At 52.4% G+C, this 17125-nt stretch carries 16 protein-coding genes; 6 read left to right on the forward strand and 10 right to left on the reverse strand.

The annotated features are described in order from the left end of the window. The first annotated feature begins 89 nt into the window (after positions 1-89). From PsW74_RS14840 to PsW74_RS14860, 6 genes are all read left to right on the forward strand, one after another. Positions 90-1442, forward strand: a complete 1353-nt coding sequence (locus tag PsW74_RS14840; RefSeq protein ID WP_063288892.1) for an acetyl-CoA hydrolase/transferase C-terminal domain-containing protein — start codon at positions 90-92, stop codon at positions 1440-1442. Positions 1443-1459: 17 nt separating this feature from the next. Further along, complete coding sequence (locus tag PsW74_RS14845; protein ID WP_063288768.1) at positions 1460-2503, forward strand: MaoC family dehydratase; 1044 nt, start codon at positions 1460-1462, stop codon at positions 2501-2503. A gap of 67 nt (positions 2504-2570) precedes the next feature. Beyond that, positions 2571-2948, forward strand: coding sequence for a hypothetical protein (locus PsW74_RS29335; protein WP_208987999.1), 378 nt, complete (start codon positions 2571-2573; stop codon positions 2946-2948). A 30-nt stretch (positions 2949-2978) separates the two neighbouring features. Then, a complete protein-coding gene (locus tag PsW74_RS29340; protein ID WP_208988000.1) occupies positions 2979-3281 on the forward strand; it encodes a hypothetical protein in 303 nt (100 codons plus the stop codon). Between the two features lie 183 nt (positions 3282-3464). Beyond that, positions 3465-4088: a LysE family translocator gene (locus PsW74_RS14855; protein ID WP_063288769.1), complete on the forward strand. Its 624-nt coding sequence runs from the start codon at positions 3465-3467 to the stop codon at positions 4086-4088. Positions 4089-4265: 177 nt separating this feature from the next. Beyond that, entirely contained in the window at positions 4266-4889 is a 624-nt protein-coding gene (locus tag PsW74_RS14860) for a LysE family translocator (protein WP_063288893.1), read from the forward strand. A gap of 34 nt (positions 4890-4923) precedes the next feature. Here PsW74_RS14860 and PsW74_RS14865 read toward each other — a convergent pair whose 3' ends face one another. The 10 genes from PsW74_RS14865 to PsW74_RS29755 form a co-directional block, all read right to left on the reverse strand. Next, positions 4924-6135 (reverse strand): ArgE/DapE family deacylase, encoded by a 1212-nt coding sequence (locus PsW74_RS14865; RefSeq protein ID WP_063288770.1) that lies wholly within the window; start codon positions 6133-6135, stop codon positions 4924-4926. Between the two features lie 139 nt (positions 6136-6274). Then, on the reverse strand, positions 6275-6811 hold the full coding sequence (gene uraD, locus PsW74_RS14870) for a 2-oxo-4-hydroxy-4-carboxy-5-ureidoimidazoline decarboxylase (protein WP_063288771.1): 537 nt from the start codon (positions 6809-6811) through the stop codon (positions 6275-6277). Between the two features lie 4 nt (positions 6812-6815). Beyond that, positions 6816-7997 (reverse strand): urate hydroxylase PuuD, encoded by a 1182-nt coding sequence (locus PsW74_RS14875; RefSeq protein ID WP_063288772.1) that lies wholly within the window; start codon positions 7995-7997, stop codon positions 6816-6818. A 118-nt stretch (positions 7998-8115) separates the two neighbouring features. Beyond that, complete coding sequence (locus tag PsW74_RS14880) at positions 8116-9189, reverse strand: BMP family ABC transporter substrate-binding protein (protein ID WP_063288773.1); 1074 nt, start codon at positions 9187-9189, stop codon at positions 8116-8118. Between the two features lie 374 nt (positions 9190-9563). Further along, positions 9564-10493, reverse strand: a complete 930-nt coding sequence (locus PsW74_RS14885; protein ID WP_082827144.1) for an ABC transporter permease — start codon at positions 10491-10493, stop codon at positions 9564-9566. Next, complete coding sequence (locus PsW74_RS14890; RefSeq protein WP_057466297.1) at positions 10486-11574, reverse strand: ABC transporter permease; 1089 nt, start codon at positions 11572-11574, stop codon at positions 10486-10488. The genes PsW74_RS14885 and PsW74_RS14890 overlap by 8 nt, the downstream gene beginning before the upstream one ends. Next, complete coding sequence (locus tag PsW74_RS14895) at positions 11564-13156, reverse strand: ABC transporter ATP-binding protein (protein WP_208988001.1); 1593 nt, start codon at positions 13154-13156, stop codon at positions 11564-11566. Before PsW74_RS14895 ends, PsW74_RS14890 begins: the two co-directional genes overlap by 11 nt. 51 nt (positions 13157-13207) lie before the next feature. Beyond that, positions 13208-14191, reverse strand: coding sequence for a xanthine dehydrogenase accessory protein XdhC (gene xdhC, locus PsW74_RS14900; RefSeq protein ID WP_063288774.1), 984 nt, complete (start codon positions 14189-14191; stop codon positions 13208-13210). Then, entirely contained in the window at positions 14191-16536 is a 2346-nt protein-coding gene (gene xdhB / locus PsW74_RS14905; protein WP_063288775.1) for a xanthine dehydrogenase molybdopterin binding subunit, read from the reverse strand. The genes xdhC and xdhB overlap by 1 nt, the downstream gene beginning before the upstream one ends. After that, positions 16526-17125 (reverse strand): FAD binding domain-containing protein (locus tag PsW74_RS29755; protein ID WP_244277865.1); only part of this gene is annotated, 600 nt, incomplete at its 5' end. The genes xdhB and PsW74_RS29755, both read right to left, overlap by 11 nt.

The raw sequence follows: 17125 nt of genomic DNA on the forward strand, positions 1-17125 counted from the left end.
AGGCAGAATGTAGATCAGTAACAATTAATTTCCTGAAAATGGATAGGATCAAGCTGACCTCTTTGACGATGGACCCCGGACATAACCGCATGCCTGCAGACCACTTTGATCAGCTGTATCAACAAAAACTGATAAGCGCAGATGAGGCGATAAAAACGCTTGCAAGAGATACAAAGCTGATCACCTTCGGGTGTTATTGCGGAACCCCTCCTCGCCTTACTCAAGCCTTTTGCGAGGCTGCTGCTGCCGGATACTTCAGCAGCACACCAGATGTTTACCTGCTCCGCTCGCGCAAAGAGATTGTCGATCAGTTTTCAAATGTCGAAGTACTCAAACAAATCAAACTGCTCTGCCCCTTTTTAGGAGGAAGTTTTCGTCAACTTGCTGATCACGCCAAGGAGTTAAGGCAGACCCATCCGGATCTGATCATTCCGCATTACCTTCCAGAGCATTTTAGCCTGTATGCACAAGGTGTTTTCTCCCGTCATGGCAAGCCCAATGTGCACTTGTTTCAGGTCTCTCCCATGGACGAGCACGGCTATTTCAGCTTTGGTGTAGATGGTAGCATGTCCATCCCCCTGGCGTTTGAAGCCGGCCAGATCATCGTTGAAGTCAATCAAAATATGCCGCGCACCTTTGGGTCTGGGCTCGTACATATTTCTCAGGTCTCGGCCCTCATTGAGCACAACAGCGACCTTATGGTCCTGTCAAAGAAACCGACAAGTCCTGAGGACCATAAGATCGGTGAGTTTGTTGCTGAACTTGTGCCAGATCATGCTTGCATTCAGCTCGGTATTGGCGGCGTCCCGAATGAAGTGGGCAAACGCCTGAAGACAAAATCTGATCTTGGCATTCACACAGAAATGCTGGGGGACACGCTGTTCGAGTTGATACAAGCTGGTAACGTATCCAATCGGTATAAACAGCTCAATGTCGGGCACACCGTCTTTAACATCGCGCTGTTCTCCAATCTCGACTACTACGCCTATCTCGACAACAACCCCACCATGGCCTGTCATCCAGCGCACTACGTCAACAATCCGCACATCATTGCTCAAAATGACCGGATGGTCTCCGTAAACTCCTTCGTGGAGATTGATCTGTTCGGCCAAGTCGCCTCAGAATCCATCAACTGGCGCCAGATTTCCGGCAGCGGTGGGCAGCTGGATTTCGTCCGCGGTGCATTCCGCTCCAAAGAAGGCATTGCCGTGCTGGCAGCCCATTCCACCGCAAAAAACGGCAGTATCTCCAAGATTGTCCCTCGCCTGCAGAACATCGTCACTACCCCGCGCAATGACGTCAGTTATGTGGCTACAGAGTACGGCTGCACCAATCTGTTTGGCATGTCCACCTCAGAGCGCGCCCACGCCCTCATTGAGCTCGCCGCCCCGCAATTTCGCGATGAGTTGCGCGAAGAAGCCAAAAATCTGACCATCTACTAGGCTGAAAGGAGCCCATCGTGTATTCAGCCTACGCTCAAATCTCAGAAAATCGCTTTCTGGAAATCTATGGCCTCAACTTCGAAGAGTTCTCCGTGGGCCAGATCTTTCACCATCGTCCTGGCATGACGGTTTCTCAGCAGGAAAATGCAGAGGAAGCGTTGGACACCTTCAATGCCGCAATGCTGCATTACGACGCTCACTACGCAGCCCAGACAGAATTCAAAAAACCTCTGATGGTTTCTACACTCACGCTGCAAAAGATCTTCGGCATGAGCTGGAAGACCTTTGCCAGAAAAGACCGCATCACAGCGTTTGAGAACATCTCCATGACTGCGCCTGTCTTCGATGGCGACACGCTCTACTGCTGCAGCCAAATCATCGCAGTGGAGGAGAGCGAAGACAAAACCGGCCACGTCACCGTAAAAGCCTCCAGCACCAATCAGAAAGGTGTTGAGGTCGCCAACCTCACATACACACTCAGCATCTTCAAAAAAGGCAAGCACCCGGTTTGGGGCGACCTTCCTAACTCCAGCAGTAATCCTTGGTTTTTGGCCTATCATCAACGTGAGGATGGGTCCTTGCAGGAAACAACAGGCATCTACTTTGAGGGGTTCGCAGCAGGCCAAATCTTCGAGCACAGCCCGGACATCACACTCCACTCCTCCTCCATGCTCCGCCACGCCGTCCAGACCATGCAATGGCATCCACTCTACCGTGATCATGAGTTCGCGCGGGAGGTCTACGGCAGAGACCGTCTGCCAGCATCAGAACTGCACGTCCTCTCGCTGGTCACCGCTGCTACCACAACCACCTTTGGGCGTGTGGTTGCTAATCTGGGGTGGACCGATACAAAATTGTCTCGTCATTTCTATGCAGATGACCGCTTCAAAGTGGAAAGCGAAGTCCTGTCAAAGCGAGAAAGCCGTTCCAGACCAGATCAAGGCATTTTGACCGTAAAAACCGTCGCCCATGATCAAACCGGCACCGAGGCCCTCTCCTACACCCGCACCCTGCTCGTCTACCGTCAGGGCGGCGGTCCATACGCAGCCGCTGGCTATTGATCCCACATCGCATTCTCCTATGATGCTCTCTTGTGTAGAAGATGGGTGACACGTGAGACCAGCTATCATGAGCAAAGCCGCATGGCAGTTGGAAGCCGCTGAAAACAATGCGGATCTTTATCAGCATATGTTTGAAGCCCATGGCGTTCCCTATGAGCGCTCTAAGGAGCTGTTTCACACAACTGTGCCGCCCCTTCCGTTTTACTCCAGCATCGTGACCTGCCTCCCGGCAATAAATCCTGAACTCGTCAATGACTTCACGCGTACTGCTACCTTTGATGTTTATGTCAAAGACAGTTTTGCAGATCTTCCACTGGAACAATTTGGTTTCAAAAAACTGTTCGATGCCAGCTGGTTTTATCTGACTGAAATCGTCAAAGCAGACACGGCAGGCTGGGAGCAGATAAAGACGGCCCGGCAACTGGAGCACTGGGAGGCAGCATGAAAGACAAGCGGCAATCAGACAGACCGCAACATGTTTCCACCCGCACTTCTCACGATCCCCAACATTGCCTTTTGGGGCTATGCTGAAGCGGGAAAGTACACCAAGGGCTTCATCAGCAACTGGTCTAGCAGCTCAATCGGCCTTTCCAACATCTTTGCAGACGCACTGTCCCCAAAAGACCTCCAGCAAATGGCGTGCCTGTTGCTGGCATGGCAACCATCAGCACCTATCGTTGGGTATGCACGAGGTGAAACTCTGCACAGCACCATACAAACGGGCTTTGAAACTTCCGGAAACCTGACGGTCTGGATCAAACAACTCTCACCAAGCTGAGCTCTCATGCGAGCAACAGCATGCAATCGCTCAAACTTTCATCAAGCACCATTGCCTCCTGCAACAAAATGTGAGGCATAAACAATTGTTTCCATTGTTGTATTTCGTCATCACACCCGCAGAATTTTGGTCACAATTCGCCCCTACCTCTCCTGTGCAACATATCATTTCAGGAGAAAAGCCATGGCCATCGAGGTTTGGCTGACTTACGTCCTCGCCTGCACCATCTTACTCATCATCCCCGGACCAACAGTCCTTATGGTCTCCAGTTATGGCATCAGCCAGGGCCTGCGGGCGGTTGTCGCCTCAGCCCTTGGCGTGAGTTTGGGAAGTATCTTGTTGATCTCGGTCGCATTGGCCGGGCTCGGCGCAGTCATCTCAACCTCCGCACTGCTCTATGACATTCTGCAATATGCGGGAGCGACCTACCTCATTTATCTGGGCGTCAGCATGTGGCGCAGGAAATCTGTCCTCAAAGACCAGATGGAGATTGTGGCAACGACCCGCCTGCAAATATTCAGAGATACGTTTCTGGTCTCAGCCTTCAATCCCAAAGACATGCTGTTCTTCGTCGCCTTTCTCCCGCAATTTGTAGAGGACACGATTCCAGTCATTCCGCAGTTCATACTGCTGGGAGCAACCTTCGTGCTCCTTGGTGGCATCAACACGATGTTCTGGACCTCCATGGCAGGCAGTTGCAGTGCCATACTCACCGGAGGCAAATGCGCAAAACGTCTCAACAGGATCGGAGGCACCGGTCTGCTGAGTGCCGGGCTATTCATCGCACTGTCAGGAAAGTTTCCATAAAACTCATAGACAGGGGCAAGAACTCAAAGTCTCACCAATATTTCTCAAAGGCCGACCTCTACCCAAACAGCATCTACACGGGTAAGCTTCTCATCTGCTGCACACTTTGAGAGATCAGCTCAAAGCCTTTCAACTCATCACCTGTTCATGATCGATCAGGCCTTTCCAGAGAACACCATGGCATTTGAAACATGGATCGCGTTTGCCGCGGCAAGTATCCTACTGTTGATCATACCTGGCCCAACCGTCCTGATGGTCGTCAGTTACAGCCTTAGTCAGGGCAAACGCGCTGCGGTTGCCTCTGTTACCGGGGTGATGTTGGGGGACCTGTTTGCAATTACAACAGCTCTTGCTGGCCTTGGCGCAGTGCTGGCAACCTCCGCCATGCTTTTCCAGATCATGAAATACATTGGTGCAGCTTATCTGATCTATATCGGCATTAAGATGTGGCGTAGCAATTCCGGCCCATCTACACAAGTTGAGATGCCACAGGTTCCGGCATTCCAGATCTTCAGAGACACCCTGCTGGTCACCACCTTCAACCCAAAGGGCATGCTGTTCTTCGTGGCATTCCTGCCTCAGTTTGTTGACCACACCCAGCCCGTGCTGACCCAATTTTTCATTCTGGGCCTCACTTTTGTTACGCTTGGTGGCATAAACACAGTGTTCTGGGTATCCATGGCGGGCGGATTGCGCAAAGTCGTCAACGGACCAAGCACACTCAAGCGCCTCAATAAGGTCGGCGGCACTGGCCTTCTGGGCGCCGGTATTTTCACCGCCCTTTCTGGCCGCGTGAGCTAACAAAAAAGACCGGAACATCCGGGCTTTTTACAATCTATCGAAGAAGTGTTTTCAAGGCGTCCGCCACGATAATCGTAGCTGCCTTGAGGTCCGACAGCTGCAAATGCTCATCTGCCCCGTGAGCATTGGCTTCCAGAATGGAACGCGGCCCCGCGCCATAAAGCACTGTTGGAATACCGGCCTCAGCATAATGGCGGGCATCAGTGTAAAGCGGAGCACCCGTGCTTTTCAGCTCAATGCCCAAAACCTCTTTGGCAGGCCATTTCAACGCTTCCACCAGTTTTTTGGCTCCTGGCAACTCGCGCAGCGGCTCAGCAATCATAATGCGCCGACACTCCACCTCAACACCGCAATCTTCCGACACCAAAGCTTCAATCAGCTCAATCAGCTGCTCTTCCACCTGCTCACCGTTTTCTTCAGGGATCAAACGTCGGTCAACGCGCAACGAGACACGCTCTGGCACAACGTTGGTGTTGATGCCGCCTGAGATCAGGCCCACAGTGATCTGAGGTGATCCAATACCGTCCTGCTCACTCTGAATGGACTTGAGCCTTTCGCGTTCCTCATAAAGCGCTGCGAGAACCGGTGTTGCAGCTTGCAGGGCATCCGCGCCACTCTCTGGCATTGCAGCATGCGCCTGACGTCCACGGAAGATCACTTCCATGTGCAAACAGCCGTTGTGAGCCGTTGTCGCAGCATAGGAGAACCCTGCTGAGATCGCATAGTCCGGCTTGGTCAGCTCTTGCTCCAACAACCACTTCGGCCCAACAAACCCGCCAGCTTCCTCATCATACGTCAAGTGCAGTTCCACAGAGCCTTCCAGCTCATCCGCATACTCACCCAGAGCCAGCAAGGCAAACGCGTAGGTGGCAAAATCTCCTTTGGAAACTGCAGCTCCGCGCCCATACAAAGCACCATCGTGAATCTCGGCGCCATAAGGGTCTTTAGTCCAGCCTTCCCCCGGAGGAACAACATCACCGTGGGCATTTAGAGCGATCACTGGACCAAACCCGTCGCCAAACGTTTCACGAATGATCAGATTGGTCACAGAGACCATGCCGTTCTGGCGCACAAATGGTTCTGGAACAGGGTGTTTTTCAACGGTAAAGCCAAGGCCTTCAAGCAGCTCAGCAGTCCGCAATGCATGGTGCTCCGTATCCCCTGGAGGGTTGTCGCTTGGCACCTTGACCAATTCGCGCAGGAATTCGACCTGCTCCGCAAACCGGTTTTCAATCGCGGCCCTCATGAATGCTCCCCTTGAATTTTACAGTAGCAGTAATCCAATAGATAACGGTGATGGTTGCAAGCATCTTATAGCGCAGCCTCCCATGTTCCAGTGGATTATTGCCCATTACGTAACTGTAGCAAGCACTTTCCGGCAAGGATCAGGAACTGTAAGCACTCTGTTCATCTGCCACCAGATCTTCCAGCCGAAAGCTGAAGATCCGGCAGATCTGACGCAATGCCTCCGCAAACTCATCCTTTGCAGAATTCTGCAAACGAAGCTGGAAAGCTTCCAGAATCTGATGCTTGGTCGCCCCCTTCACCGCAAAGATGAAAGGGAAGCCATAATTGGATTTGTAAGTGCCGTTAAGCTGGGTGAACTGCTCATATTCCGCATCACTCAGTTGATCCAATCCAGCGCCAGACTGCTCATTCACCGAAGCATCGGCCATTTTACCCGCCCGCGCTGCTTTGCCGGCAAGGTCAGGATGTGCACGGATTAGCGCCAATTGAGCCTCTTCATCCGCATGTTGCAGAGCATCAGCAAACGCCTCAATCAGTGCATCACGAGAGGCAAAAGGGGCATCTTGCTGGGCAACCGCTGCAACCCAGGGAGTATGCTCTGCAACACCGCCAAACACCTCGACAAAGGCGTCCTGCGAGAACCGGTTCACCTCATCCAGAGAATAAGTCACCATCGCTTCAGTGCCCCTGCAACCAGGCGCCAAGGATCTCGCGCTCTTCTTTGGTCATCCCTGTCTCATTGCCAAGTGGCATGGCAGAGGACCGCACCGCCTGCGCCATGATCAGGCTGTCATAGCGCTGCAGATCAGCGATGCTGTCCAGCTCGATGTTTTTAGGCGCTTCGCTAAAGGCTTCATTGGTTGGCGTTGCACTATGGCAGGCCGCACAATGGGTCTGCGCAATTTCCAGCACGTCACTGTCTGGGATCGGACCATGTCCACCACCAATCTTGGCTGGCTGTGTCACAATGAGAGCCACAAACAGACTGACAGCTGCCGTAGGTAAGGCCCACCAGAAATTGGCAAAGTTGTCATGCGCATCATGACGATTGATGAAATGGCGCACCATGCCGCCCATCACGAGGATCAGCGCAACAACCAGCACAGGCTGGCTATGCCCCGTCAGCAACGGATAATGGTTGGACACCATCATCAAAAGAACCGGCAATGTCAGGTAGTTGTTATGAATCGAGCGCTGCTTGCCAATCAGGCCAAGCGCTGCATCAGGTTTACGTCCCGCCAGCAGATCTGCGGTAATTTTCTTCTGGTTCGGAATAATCACCATAAACACGTTGAAGGCCATGAACGTGCCGATCAATGCACCAACGTGAATGAGAACCCCACGGCCTGAAAAGACCTGAGAATAACCATAGGTCGCGCCCAGAATGATCACCAGAAGGCACACGGCCAGCAAAGGTGTGTTCTTGCCAATCGCCGAACGGCACAGGCGATCATAAATGATCCAGCCAAGCCCAAGAGAGGCGATGGAAATTGCAACAGCCTCAACAGGCAAAAGCTTCATGACCTCAGGGTCAATGAGATAAACTGTTGCATTGAAATAGTATTGAACGCTCAAAAGAGCAAAACCGGATACCCAGGTGAGATAAGCATCCCACTTGTACCACATCAGGTCTTTCGGCAGCTCTTTCGGTGCCACCATGAATTTCTCAACATGGTAGAAACCGCCGCCGTGGACTTCCCAGGCGCTGCCAAAAATGCCCTCTGCCTGCCCTTCCCGTTTGCGCAAGGAAAGGTCAAGAGCGATGAAATAAAAAGAGGTCCCAATCCAGCCCACGCCCACAATCAAGTGAAACCAGCGGAAAAGCAGATTGAGCCATTCACTAAGGAAAGTGGCTATCATTGTCTTGTTCTTTTAAGTTCAATTGAAATGAGTGGGCAGCGGGAGCCCCCCCCCACTGCTGAAATCAGCGGAGAGCACCGTTAAAAAATGTGGCGCTCTCCGAAAACAAGCTTGGAGCTTATTCAGGCAGCTGGTCGTCGATGCCTTTAACGTAGAAGTTCATGGAAAGCAGAGCACCATCTTCAGCGCTCTCACCAGCTTTCAGGAACTCAGAGCCATCCTGCTTGGTGATTGGGCCAGTAAATGGCTTCAGCTCACCAGATTTGATCGCAGCAAGAGTTTTTGCAGCTTCATCTGCAACATCCTGTGGGATGTTGGTGAATGGTGCCATGTGAACCATGTCAACATCCAGACCGCCCCAGGTGTCCTGGCCCTTCCAGTTACCGTCCATCACTGCCTGCACGCGGGCAATGTAGTAAGCGGACCAGTCGTCGATGATCGCAGTTGCCTGTGCCTTAGGCGCAAACTTGATCATGTCAGATGCCTGACCAAAGCCCATGATGCCACGCTCTTCAGCAACCTGCAGAGGCGCTGGGGAGTCAGTGTGCTGAACCATGATGTCAACGCCCTGATCGATCAGAGCTTTTGCAGCATCAGCTTCGCGGCCCGGATCATACCAGGAGTTCACCCAGATAGTCTTGATCTTGAAGTCCGGGTTCACAGACTGCGCACCCAGCATGAAGGAGTTGATGCCACGCACAACTTCTGGGATCGGGAAGGAACCGATGTAGCCAGCAGTGCCGGATTTGGAGACCTTTGCAGCGATCTGACCAAGCACATAACGACCTTCATAGAAGCGAGCGCCGTAAGAAGAAACGTTCTTCGCTTGCTTGTAGCCAGTTGCATGTTCAAACTTCACTTTCGGAAACTTGCGCGCAACTTTCAAAGTTGGGTTCATGTAACCAAAAGACGTTGTGAAGATCAGCTCGTGACCGGAGCGAGCCAGACGCTCAATCGCGCGCTCAGCATCCGCACCTTCCGGCACGCTTTCAATGTAAGTGGTTTCAACTTTGTCGCCAAAGTGCTTTTCAATCGCCTGACGGCCCTGATCGTGCTGGTAAGACCAGCCGTGGTCAGAAACTGGACCAACATAGATGAAACCCACTTTCAGTGGATCAGCAGCAATTGAAGCCCCTGCGGAAAGACCAAGTGCAACTGCAGCAGTTGCAGCAAGCTTGAAGATAGTGCGCATTGTGCGCTCCCCTTTATAGGTTAACCTGCATTCCTGCCACGCAACACCCTAATAAGCGCGGCGGAACACACCATTGAGAACCAGATGAACGACGGCGCCAAGCAAACACGATAGGAACAAACCCGAAGGCCGTTCTGCGCATTTGTGCGCCCACAAGTTGTTTTTCTGCTTTGTTTTCGCTCGCAAATATTTGCGATCGTTTATTCGTGCGCGTGCAGAAATCCGCAAGTTGTGCAGCCGTGAATAAGTTCATATTCACACAGAGATTTAAATCTCTGTTATCCATATCTCCGACCCACCATGTATACGAAGGTCGAAATATTTACAATTTGACCAACGTCTACTATGAGCGCATCGGTCAAATCAGGTTCTTATTAGCGATCAGGCACAAAGGGCTTACCAAGACATGCAGGTGTATTCACCTTGGCAAGTGTCTTATTACGCGAGATCATAATCAGCACAATGATAGTTGCCAGATACGGTAGCGCGGACATCAACTGCGTCGGCAAACCAATGCCAGCAGCCTGTGCGTGGAACTGCAAAATGGAAACAGCACCAAACAGATAAGCCCCAATCAGCACACGTGCCGGACGCCAGCTTGCAAACACCACCAGAGCCAGCGCAATCCAACCGCGGCCCGCCGTCATGCCCTCAACCCACTGCGGGGTGTAAATGAGTGACAGGTAAGCGCCAGCAAGGCCAGAACACGCCCCGCCAAACATCACAGCCAGATAACGCACCTGAATAACGGAGTATCCAAGTGAATGCGCTGAGCCGTGATTGTCGCCAACCGCACGGATGATCAGCCCCGTACGGGACCTGAACAGCACAAAGTAAACCGCAATCACAAGACCATAAGAAGCGTAAACCAGAACGTCCTGATTAAAGAGCAGCGGCCCAATGAATGGAATGCCCGACAACACTGGAATAGCAATCGGTTTCAGACTGATACCCGGCTGACCAATAAACGCTTCTCCAACCATGCCGGAAAGGCCAAGCCCCAGTATAGTCAGCGCAAGGCCTGTCGCCACCTGATTGGCCATCAGATTAAGCGTCAGGAAGCCAAACAACAGGCTCATGGCAACGCCGGAGATCATGGCCGCCACAATGCCGATGTAAGGAGAGCCAGTCGCCTGTGTCGCTGCAAAACCCATCACAGCGCCGACAATCATCATCCCCTCAACACCAAGGTTGAGCACACCTGAACGCTCCACCACAAGCTCACCAATAGCAGCAAGCAACAGCGGCGTAGACGCGGTGATGATGGTCAGAAGCACAGCCTCAATCATGGAAAGATCAGACATTGCCTGCCTCCTTCATGTTTTTCACACTGGAAGCAATCTTGAATCTGTAAAGAATGAGCGTGTCACAGGCGAGCACAAAGAACAGCAGCATGCCCTGAAACACACGCGTTACCTTATCAGTCAAACCAAGGCTAACCTGAGCAGACTCGCCGCCGATATAAGAAAGCCCAAGCAACAACCCGGCAAACAGAATGCCAACAGGATTCAACCGACCAAGGAACGCCACGATAATCGCGGTAAACCCATAGCCTGGAGAAATAACAGGCGTCAGCTGTTCAATAGAACCGGAGACTTCCGCCATACCTGCCAGACCAGCCAAGCCGCCGGAAACGAGGAAACCAAACCAGACAACCCCATTGCTGGAAAAACCAGCAAAACGGCCCGCACGCGGTGTCTCACCCATGACCTTGATCTCAAAGCCTTTGAGCGTGCGAGACAGCATCCACCAAACCACCAGAACGGCCAGAATGGCGAAGATCATGCCAATATGCAGTCGTCCTTCACCGATTTTCGGTAGCACGTGTGCCGCATCAAAAATCCGGCTTTCCGGGAAATTGAAACCTTCCGGATCACGCCATGGACCACGGACAAGAAAGTCAAGAATGTACTGCGCGATGTAAACCAGCATCAGGCTGGTCAGGATCTCATTGGTCCCAAACCGCACCTTCAGGAAAGCCGGAATAGACGCCCAAGCCATACCGCCCAAAATGCCCATCAGCACCATCAAAGGCAGGGCCAGCGGGCTGGTAAAGTCGTAAAACAGTACCGGAATGATAGACCCAGCCAACGCGCCCATGGTGAACTGACCTTCTGCACCAATATTCCAGGAGTTGGACAGGAAACAGACAGACAGACCAACTGCGATCAGCACCAGCGGACCTGCTTTCACCAGCAGCTCTTCAATCGACCAGCTGGTTGTCAGAGGCTCGATGAAATAGGCATAAAGCGCATCAATCGGATTGTAGCCCATGCTGACAAACAAAATAGAGCCACACACAAGTGTAAGCCCAATCGCAATCAGCGGCGAAACAACAGTCATCAGCTGAGAATGTTCAGCCCGTTTTTCAAGTTCAATGCGCATGGGTCTCTCCCGCTTTTGCTGCAGGGGAAGCAGACTTGCCCTCACCCATACCCGCCATCAAAAGACCGATCTTCTCACGCGTCATTTCAGAAGCTGGTTCGGCGACAGAAAGCTCACCACGAGAGATCACCGCAATCCGGTCAGAAAGCTCGTAGATCTCATCAAGATCTTGGGAAATCACCAAAACAGCAGAACCACCTCGGGCCAGATCAATGATCGCCTGACGGATCAAAGCCGCAGCGCCTGCATCAACGCCCCATGTCGGCTGGTTAATCACCAGCACTTTCGGCACACGGTCCAATTCACGGCCAACCACAAACTTCTGCAGGTTACCGCCAGAAAGCGAGCGCGCCTCAGGATTATCATGAGACATACGCACATCGTAGGAAACGGTGATGCGCTTTTCCATTTCAGTTGCAAGCTTCTGGTTAAGCATGCCGTGCTTGATCAATGACGGCTCAGTTTTATAGCGCGTCAGTAAAATATTGTCAGAAAGCACGAAGCCTGGCACCGCGCCGTGGCCCAAACGCTCTTCAGGCACAAAGGCAGAGCCCAGCAAACGCCGATCATTGATCTTGCGCTTGCCAACTGGCACACCGCAAATTTCAACCGCATAAGCATCTTTGACCTGCATCTCACCAGAGATCGCGTCAAACAACTCGCTCTGGCCGTTCGCTGCAATCCCGGCAACAGCAACAATCTCGCCGCCGCGCAAGTCCAGATTGACATCCTTCAACTCAATGCCAAACGCGCCATCCGACGGAATAGACAGATTGCGCAGCTTGAGCATCACATCACCCGGCTGAGTCTCAGTTGCGCCAGCCGAAATGTCGTGCACATCACCACCGACCATCATACGGGCAAGGCTGGCCGGTGTTTCCTCAGCAGGGTCACACCCACCCACCACACGGCCATGACGCATGATCGTGGCGTTGTGGCAGATCTTCTTCACCTCTTCCAGACGATGAGAGATGTAAAGGATCGCACACCCTTCTGAGGCGAGGCGCTGCAAGGTGATGAAAAGCTGATCCGCTTCTTGCGGGGTCAATACAGACGTAGGCTCATCCATGATGATGAGACTGGGGTTCTGCAAAAGGCAACGCACGATTTCGATACGCTGACGGATGCCAACCGGCAGATCCGCAACCAGTGCTGCAGGATCCAGAGGCAGGCCATACTTTTGGGAAACCTCAGTAATACGTCTGGAAAGTGCCTCGATTTTTTCGCCTTTAGGCAAGGCCAGCGCGATGTTTTCAACCACACTCAACGCTTCAAACAAGGAAAAGTGCTGGAACACCATGCCAACGCCCAGTTTGCGGGCAGCCGCAGGGTTCGAGATTGAAACCCGTTTTCCCTTCCAGAGGATCTCTCCCGCACCCGGTTCAAGAGCGCCGTAGAGAATTTTTACGAGCGTGGACTTACCCGCTCCGTTTTCGCCAAGCAAAGCATGAATTTCACCCTGCTTAATGACGAGATCGACATTGTCGTTCGCTAGAATGTCACCAAATCGCTTGGTAATACCCTTGGCTTCTATGAGATCCTCTCCCCCTGTCACCGGGCCAGACCTCTGCTCGTTTTCCATCGTGTTACCCGTTCCCCCAAGCAAAATTAGATCAAGATGTTCTCCCTGAACCTAAGAAGCAAAACGAAAACCTCCCTGAGCATTGCTCATTTGCTGCTCTTTCACCACTAGAAGTTGAGCAGCAATGGAAATTGCAATATCAGACGGTTTCTTGCTTTTAATCTCAGTAATTCCGACCGGACAAACAAGCTGTTTGCTTTGCGCCTCCGATATTCCGGAGTCTTTGAACCGTTTAAGTGTTCGCGCGCGCTTTGTTGCACTGCCTATCAATCCAATAAATGCCAGATCGGTTCTACGAACAGCGGCATCTACTATAGCATGATCACGCTTGTGATCATGGGTCATTACGATGACATAGTTTCCCGGCTCAAGGTTCTTTACGACGACTTGAGGCTCATTTAGATGAATGCAGCGGATATTGGAAGGTACATATTTAGGAAAAATTTCACGCCGTTCATCAATCCAACTGATCTGAAAGCCCAAAGGGGCCGTCGCAAGCATCAAAGCCTTGCCAACATGCCCTGCACCAAACAGATACAGGTGAGGCCTATCCTCCCCGAACCTCTCGGTCAGTTTGCCTTGATTTAAAACAATTTCTGCGGAATCTGCACTGCACATTGCAGGGGGTAATACGTGCCTTTCAAGGGGGCCGGAGCTGCAAGTATTTGCAGTCGTTGAAAAAATCCCCACCCCTTCTTGTGTGGAAAAATCTTGTGCACGACCGCGATAATTGAGGTGAAATTGCTCAAATGCGATTTCAACCCGCCCGCCGCAGCACTGCCCAAGGTCTGGACCAAGCGCGTATAAGCGCGTCTGGAAGGCCGCCCCACCATTTCCCATCAATGAAACAGCTTCATGCAAAACATCGTACTCAAGACGGCCACCACCGATGGTTCCCTTAAACGACATATCTGGTCGCACCACCATGCGTGCGCCAACCTCGCGGGGGGATGATCCAGCAACATCCAAAATGCTCACCAGCACGCATTGGCCAGCAGCATCAAGAGCAGACAAAACTTCACCCCAAACCCGCATCAGCCCTCCTCTCCGAACTTGATCGCTTTAACAGCTTTCAAAATCGCTTCAGGCGTTGCAGGTGCATCTAGTGTCGGTAAAACACCCTTGTTCAGGCTCGCAACCGCATCATTGATCGCGCAGAAAACCGAGATCGGTAGCATCAAAGGCGGTTCCCCAACTGCCTTGGAGCGATAAATTGTTGGTTCCGGATTTCCATCACTCTCATAAAGCGCCACATTAAAAATCTCAGGCACATCAGTGGCCGTCGGAATCTTGTAGGTAGACGGAGCATGTGTCCGCAGTCGGCCCGCATCATCAAACCACAGCTCTTCCGTGGTCAACCAACCCATACCCTGCACAAAGCCACCTTCGATCTGACCGATATCCAGCGCCGGATTGAGCGACTTGCCTACATCATGAAGCACATCAACCCGTTCAACTTTCATCTCTCCGGTCAATGTATCAATCACCACTTCAGAACAGGAGGCCCCATAGGAGAAATAAAGGAATGGACGTCCCTTTACCCGCTCGCGATCCCAGATAATCTTCGGCGTTTTGTAAAACCCTGAAGAAGACAAATGAATGCGGTGTTCGTAAGCAAGTTGAGCCAGCTCCTTGATGGAAAGCTTCGGCTTCCCGCTGATCAACATCTGGTCATCAACCAGCTCGATGTCTTCCTCAGACACCTCGAAATGCTGCGCTACAAAGGTTTTCAGACGTCCAACAATCTCACGACAAGCAATCGCCGCTGCCATACCGTTCAAATCCGTACCGGACGAGGCGGCTGTTGGCGACGTGTTTGCCACCTTGGAGGTGTTGGTTGCAGTAATTTTTACCTTCTCAAGGCGAACCCCCATCTCAGTCGCTGCAATCTGCGCAACCTTCTGATAGAGGCCCTGCCCCATTTCTGTGCCCCCATGGTTCAGGTGCACAGAACCATCCCGATAAAGATGCACCAGTGCACCCGCTTGGTTGAGATGGGTCAGCGTGAACGAAATACCAAACTTCACCGGCGTCAACGCGATCCCTTTCTTCAGGATCGTGTTCTCAGCATTAAACGCGTCTACAGCTTTACGGCGCGCACGATACTCGGAGCTTTCCTCCAGCTCATCCACCAGCGCGGCCAGCACGTCGTGTTCATCAACCGCCTGCCCATAAGGCGTGGTGTTCTCACCTTCGCGATAGAAGTTCGCCTTACGTACATCAAGTGGGTCTTGCCCCATCTTGATCGCAATCGCATCCATCAACCGCTCCGCCGCAAACATCCCTTGCGGGCCACCGAAACCACGGAAAGCTGTATTAGAAACCGTATTTGTTTTCAGCCTCTTGGAAGCTATGAGAACATCTGGATAGAAATAGCTGTTATCCGCATGGAACATCGCGCGATCATTGATACCAAGCGACAGATCCGCTGAATGACCGCAGCGCGAATTCAGGTTGATTTGAACCGCTTCAATCTTGCCGGATGCATCACATCCCGCTTCCACATCAACCAGAAAATCATGACGTTTCCCGGTCAGGATCATATCGTCGTCACGGTCCAACCGACATTTGCATGGACGACCAGTAGCGTTTGCAGCTAAAGCCGCCAGTGCAGCCCATTGGTTGGCCTGAGATTCCTTACCGCCAAATGCACCCCCCATCCGGCGCACTTCAACGGTCACCGCCGCCTCATCAACACCCAGCACTTTAGCAACCGTATGCTGAACCTCAGTTGGATGCTGTGTGGAGGAGTGCACAAGCATATCACCATCTTCACCGGGAACAGCAAAGGCCATCTGCCCTTCAAGATAGAAGTGCTCCTGCCCACCCAGCGCAAAACTGCTCTTCACCGTGTGCGCAGACCGTTCCATAGTGGCTTCAGGTGTCCCACGGCGAAACTCATAGTCTGGCAAAACCTTCTGCTCGGCTTTGAGAGCATCAGCAACGCTCACCAGCGGCGTTTCAGCCTCAACCTCAATTCGTGCCAGTTGAACAGCCTTGCGCGCTTGCAAACGGCTCTCAGCCACCACAAGAAACACCAGCTGCCCATGAAATGCGATGCGATCTGATACAAAGACCGGATCATCTCCCATGGCAGGAGAGCAATCATTCACACCGGGAATATCCGCAGCTTCCAGCACGGCAACAACACCGGGGGCTGCTCTGACAGCACTCAGATCGATTGTCGTCAGACGGCCACACGCTTTATGAGACGCATACCCCGGCGCCACATGAAGAGTGCCGTACGGCTCAATCATGTCATCAATATATGTCGCAGTTCCAGACACATGCTTTTCTGCACTGTCATGTTTGTAGGATTTTCCCACGACCTGAGAGGTCGAGGTGCCTGCCTCTGTCTTTTCAAGAAGATCAGCTGACATGAGCGCCTCCCTCAACCAGTTCACGTTGCCCGTGGACACGCGTTTTTTGCGAGGATGAAGCAGATATCTCCAGCAAGGCTTTTTCTAAAAGCCCTCGCACAATATCACGCCGATAGGTGCTGGAGGCCCTCATGTCAGTCAGTGGAACGAATTCACTCTCAATAGCATTCAACGCATCCTGCCAACTGCCTGGATCTTCCAAGGACGCACCAACCAGAGCATCTTCAGCGCCACTTGCACGTTTTGGAATGCCCGCAACACCACCAAATGCCATGCATGCACGCTCTACAACACCGTCTTTCACCTTCAGACAGAACGCAGCCATCACTGCAGAGATATCCTGATCAAAGCGCTTGGTGATCTTGTAGGCCCGGAATTGCTCATTTGCGCTCAAACGCGGCACACTGATCGACGTCAGCACTTCGTTCTCAGCAATATCCTGCTTGCCATAGTCAATGAAGAAACTCTCAAGCGGCAAGGTACGCCGCCCACGATTGCTCTGCAGCTCAATTTCCGCCCCAAGAGCAATCAGCATCGGAGGCATATCCCCGATAGGCGATCCGTTTGCGATGTTCCCGCCAACGGTCCC

The sequence above is a fragment of the Pseudovibrio sp. W74 genome, assembly GCF_001623085.1.
Classification (GTDB): domain Bacteria; phylum Pseudomonadota; class Alphaproteobacteria; order Rhizobiales; family Stappiaceae; genus Pseudovibrio.

Coding starts and splice junctions, on each gene's coding strand:
- PsW74_RS14865 (WP_063288770.1), bottom strand. CDS start 6,135: ATGAGGGCCGCGATTGAAAACCGGTTTGCGGAGCAGGTCGAATTCCTG.
- PsW74_RS29335 (WP_208987999.1), top strand. CDS start 2,571: ATGAGCAAAGCCGCATGGCAGTTGGAAGCCGCTGAAAACAATGCGGAT.
- PsW74_RS14855 (WP_063288769.1), top strand. CDS start 3,465: ATGGCCATCGAGGTTTGGCTGACTTACGTCCTCGCCTGCACCATCTTA.
- PsW74_RS14880 (WP_063288773.1), bottom strand. CDS start 9,189: ATGCGCACTATCTTCAAGCTTGCTGCAACTGCTGCAGTTGCACTTGGT.
- PsW74_RS14890 (WP_057466297.1), bottom strand. CDS start 11,574: ATGCGCATTGAACTTGAAAAACGGGCTGAACATTCTCAGCTGATGACT.
- uraD (WP_063288771.1), bottom strand. CDS start 6,811: ATGGTGACTTATTCTCTGGATGAGGTGAACCGGTTCTCGCAGGACGCC.
- xdhC (WP_063288774.1), bottom strand. CDS start 14,191: ATGCGGGTTTGGGGTGAAGTTTTGTCTGCTCTTGATGCTGCTGGCCAA.
- PsW74_RS14895 (WP_208988001.1), bottom strand. CDS start 13,156: ATGGAAAACGAGCAGAGGTCTGGCCCGGTGACAGGGGGAGAGGATCTC.
- PsW74_RS14840 (WP_063288892.1), top strand. CDS start 90: ATGCCTGCAGACCACTTTGATCAGCTGTATCAACAAAAACTGATAAGC.
- PsW74_RS14885 (WP_082827144.1), bottom strand. CDS start 10,493: ATGTCTGATCTTTCCATGATTGAGGCTGTGCTTCTGACCATCATCACC.
- PsW74_RS29340 (WP_208988000.1), top strand. CDS start 2,979: ATGTTTCCACCCGCACTTCTCACGATCCCCAACATTGCCTTTTGGGGC.
- PsW74_RS14860 (WP_063288893.1), top strand. CDS start 4,266: ATGGCATTTGAAACATGGATCGCGTTTGCCGCGGCAAGTATCCTACTG.
- PsW74_RS14875 (WP_063288772.1), bottom strand. CDS start 7,997: ATGATAGCCACTTTCCTTAGTGAATGGCTCAATCTGCTTTTCCGCTGG.
- xdhB (WP_063288775.1), bottom strand. CDS start 16,536: ATGTCAGCTGATCTTCTTGAAAAGACAGAGGCAGGCACCTCGACCTCT.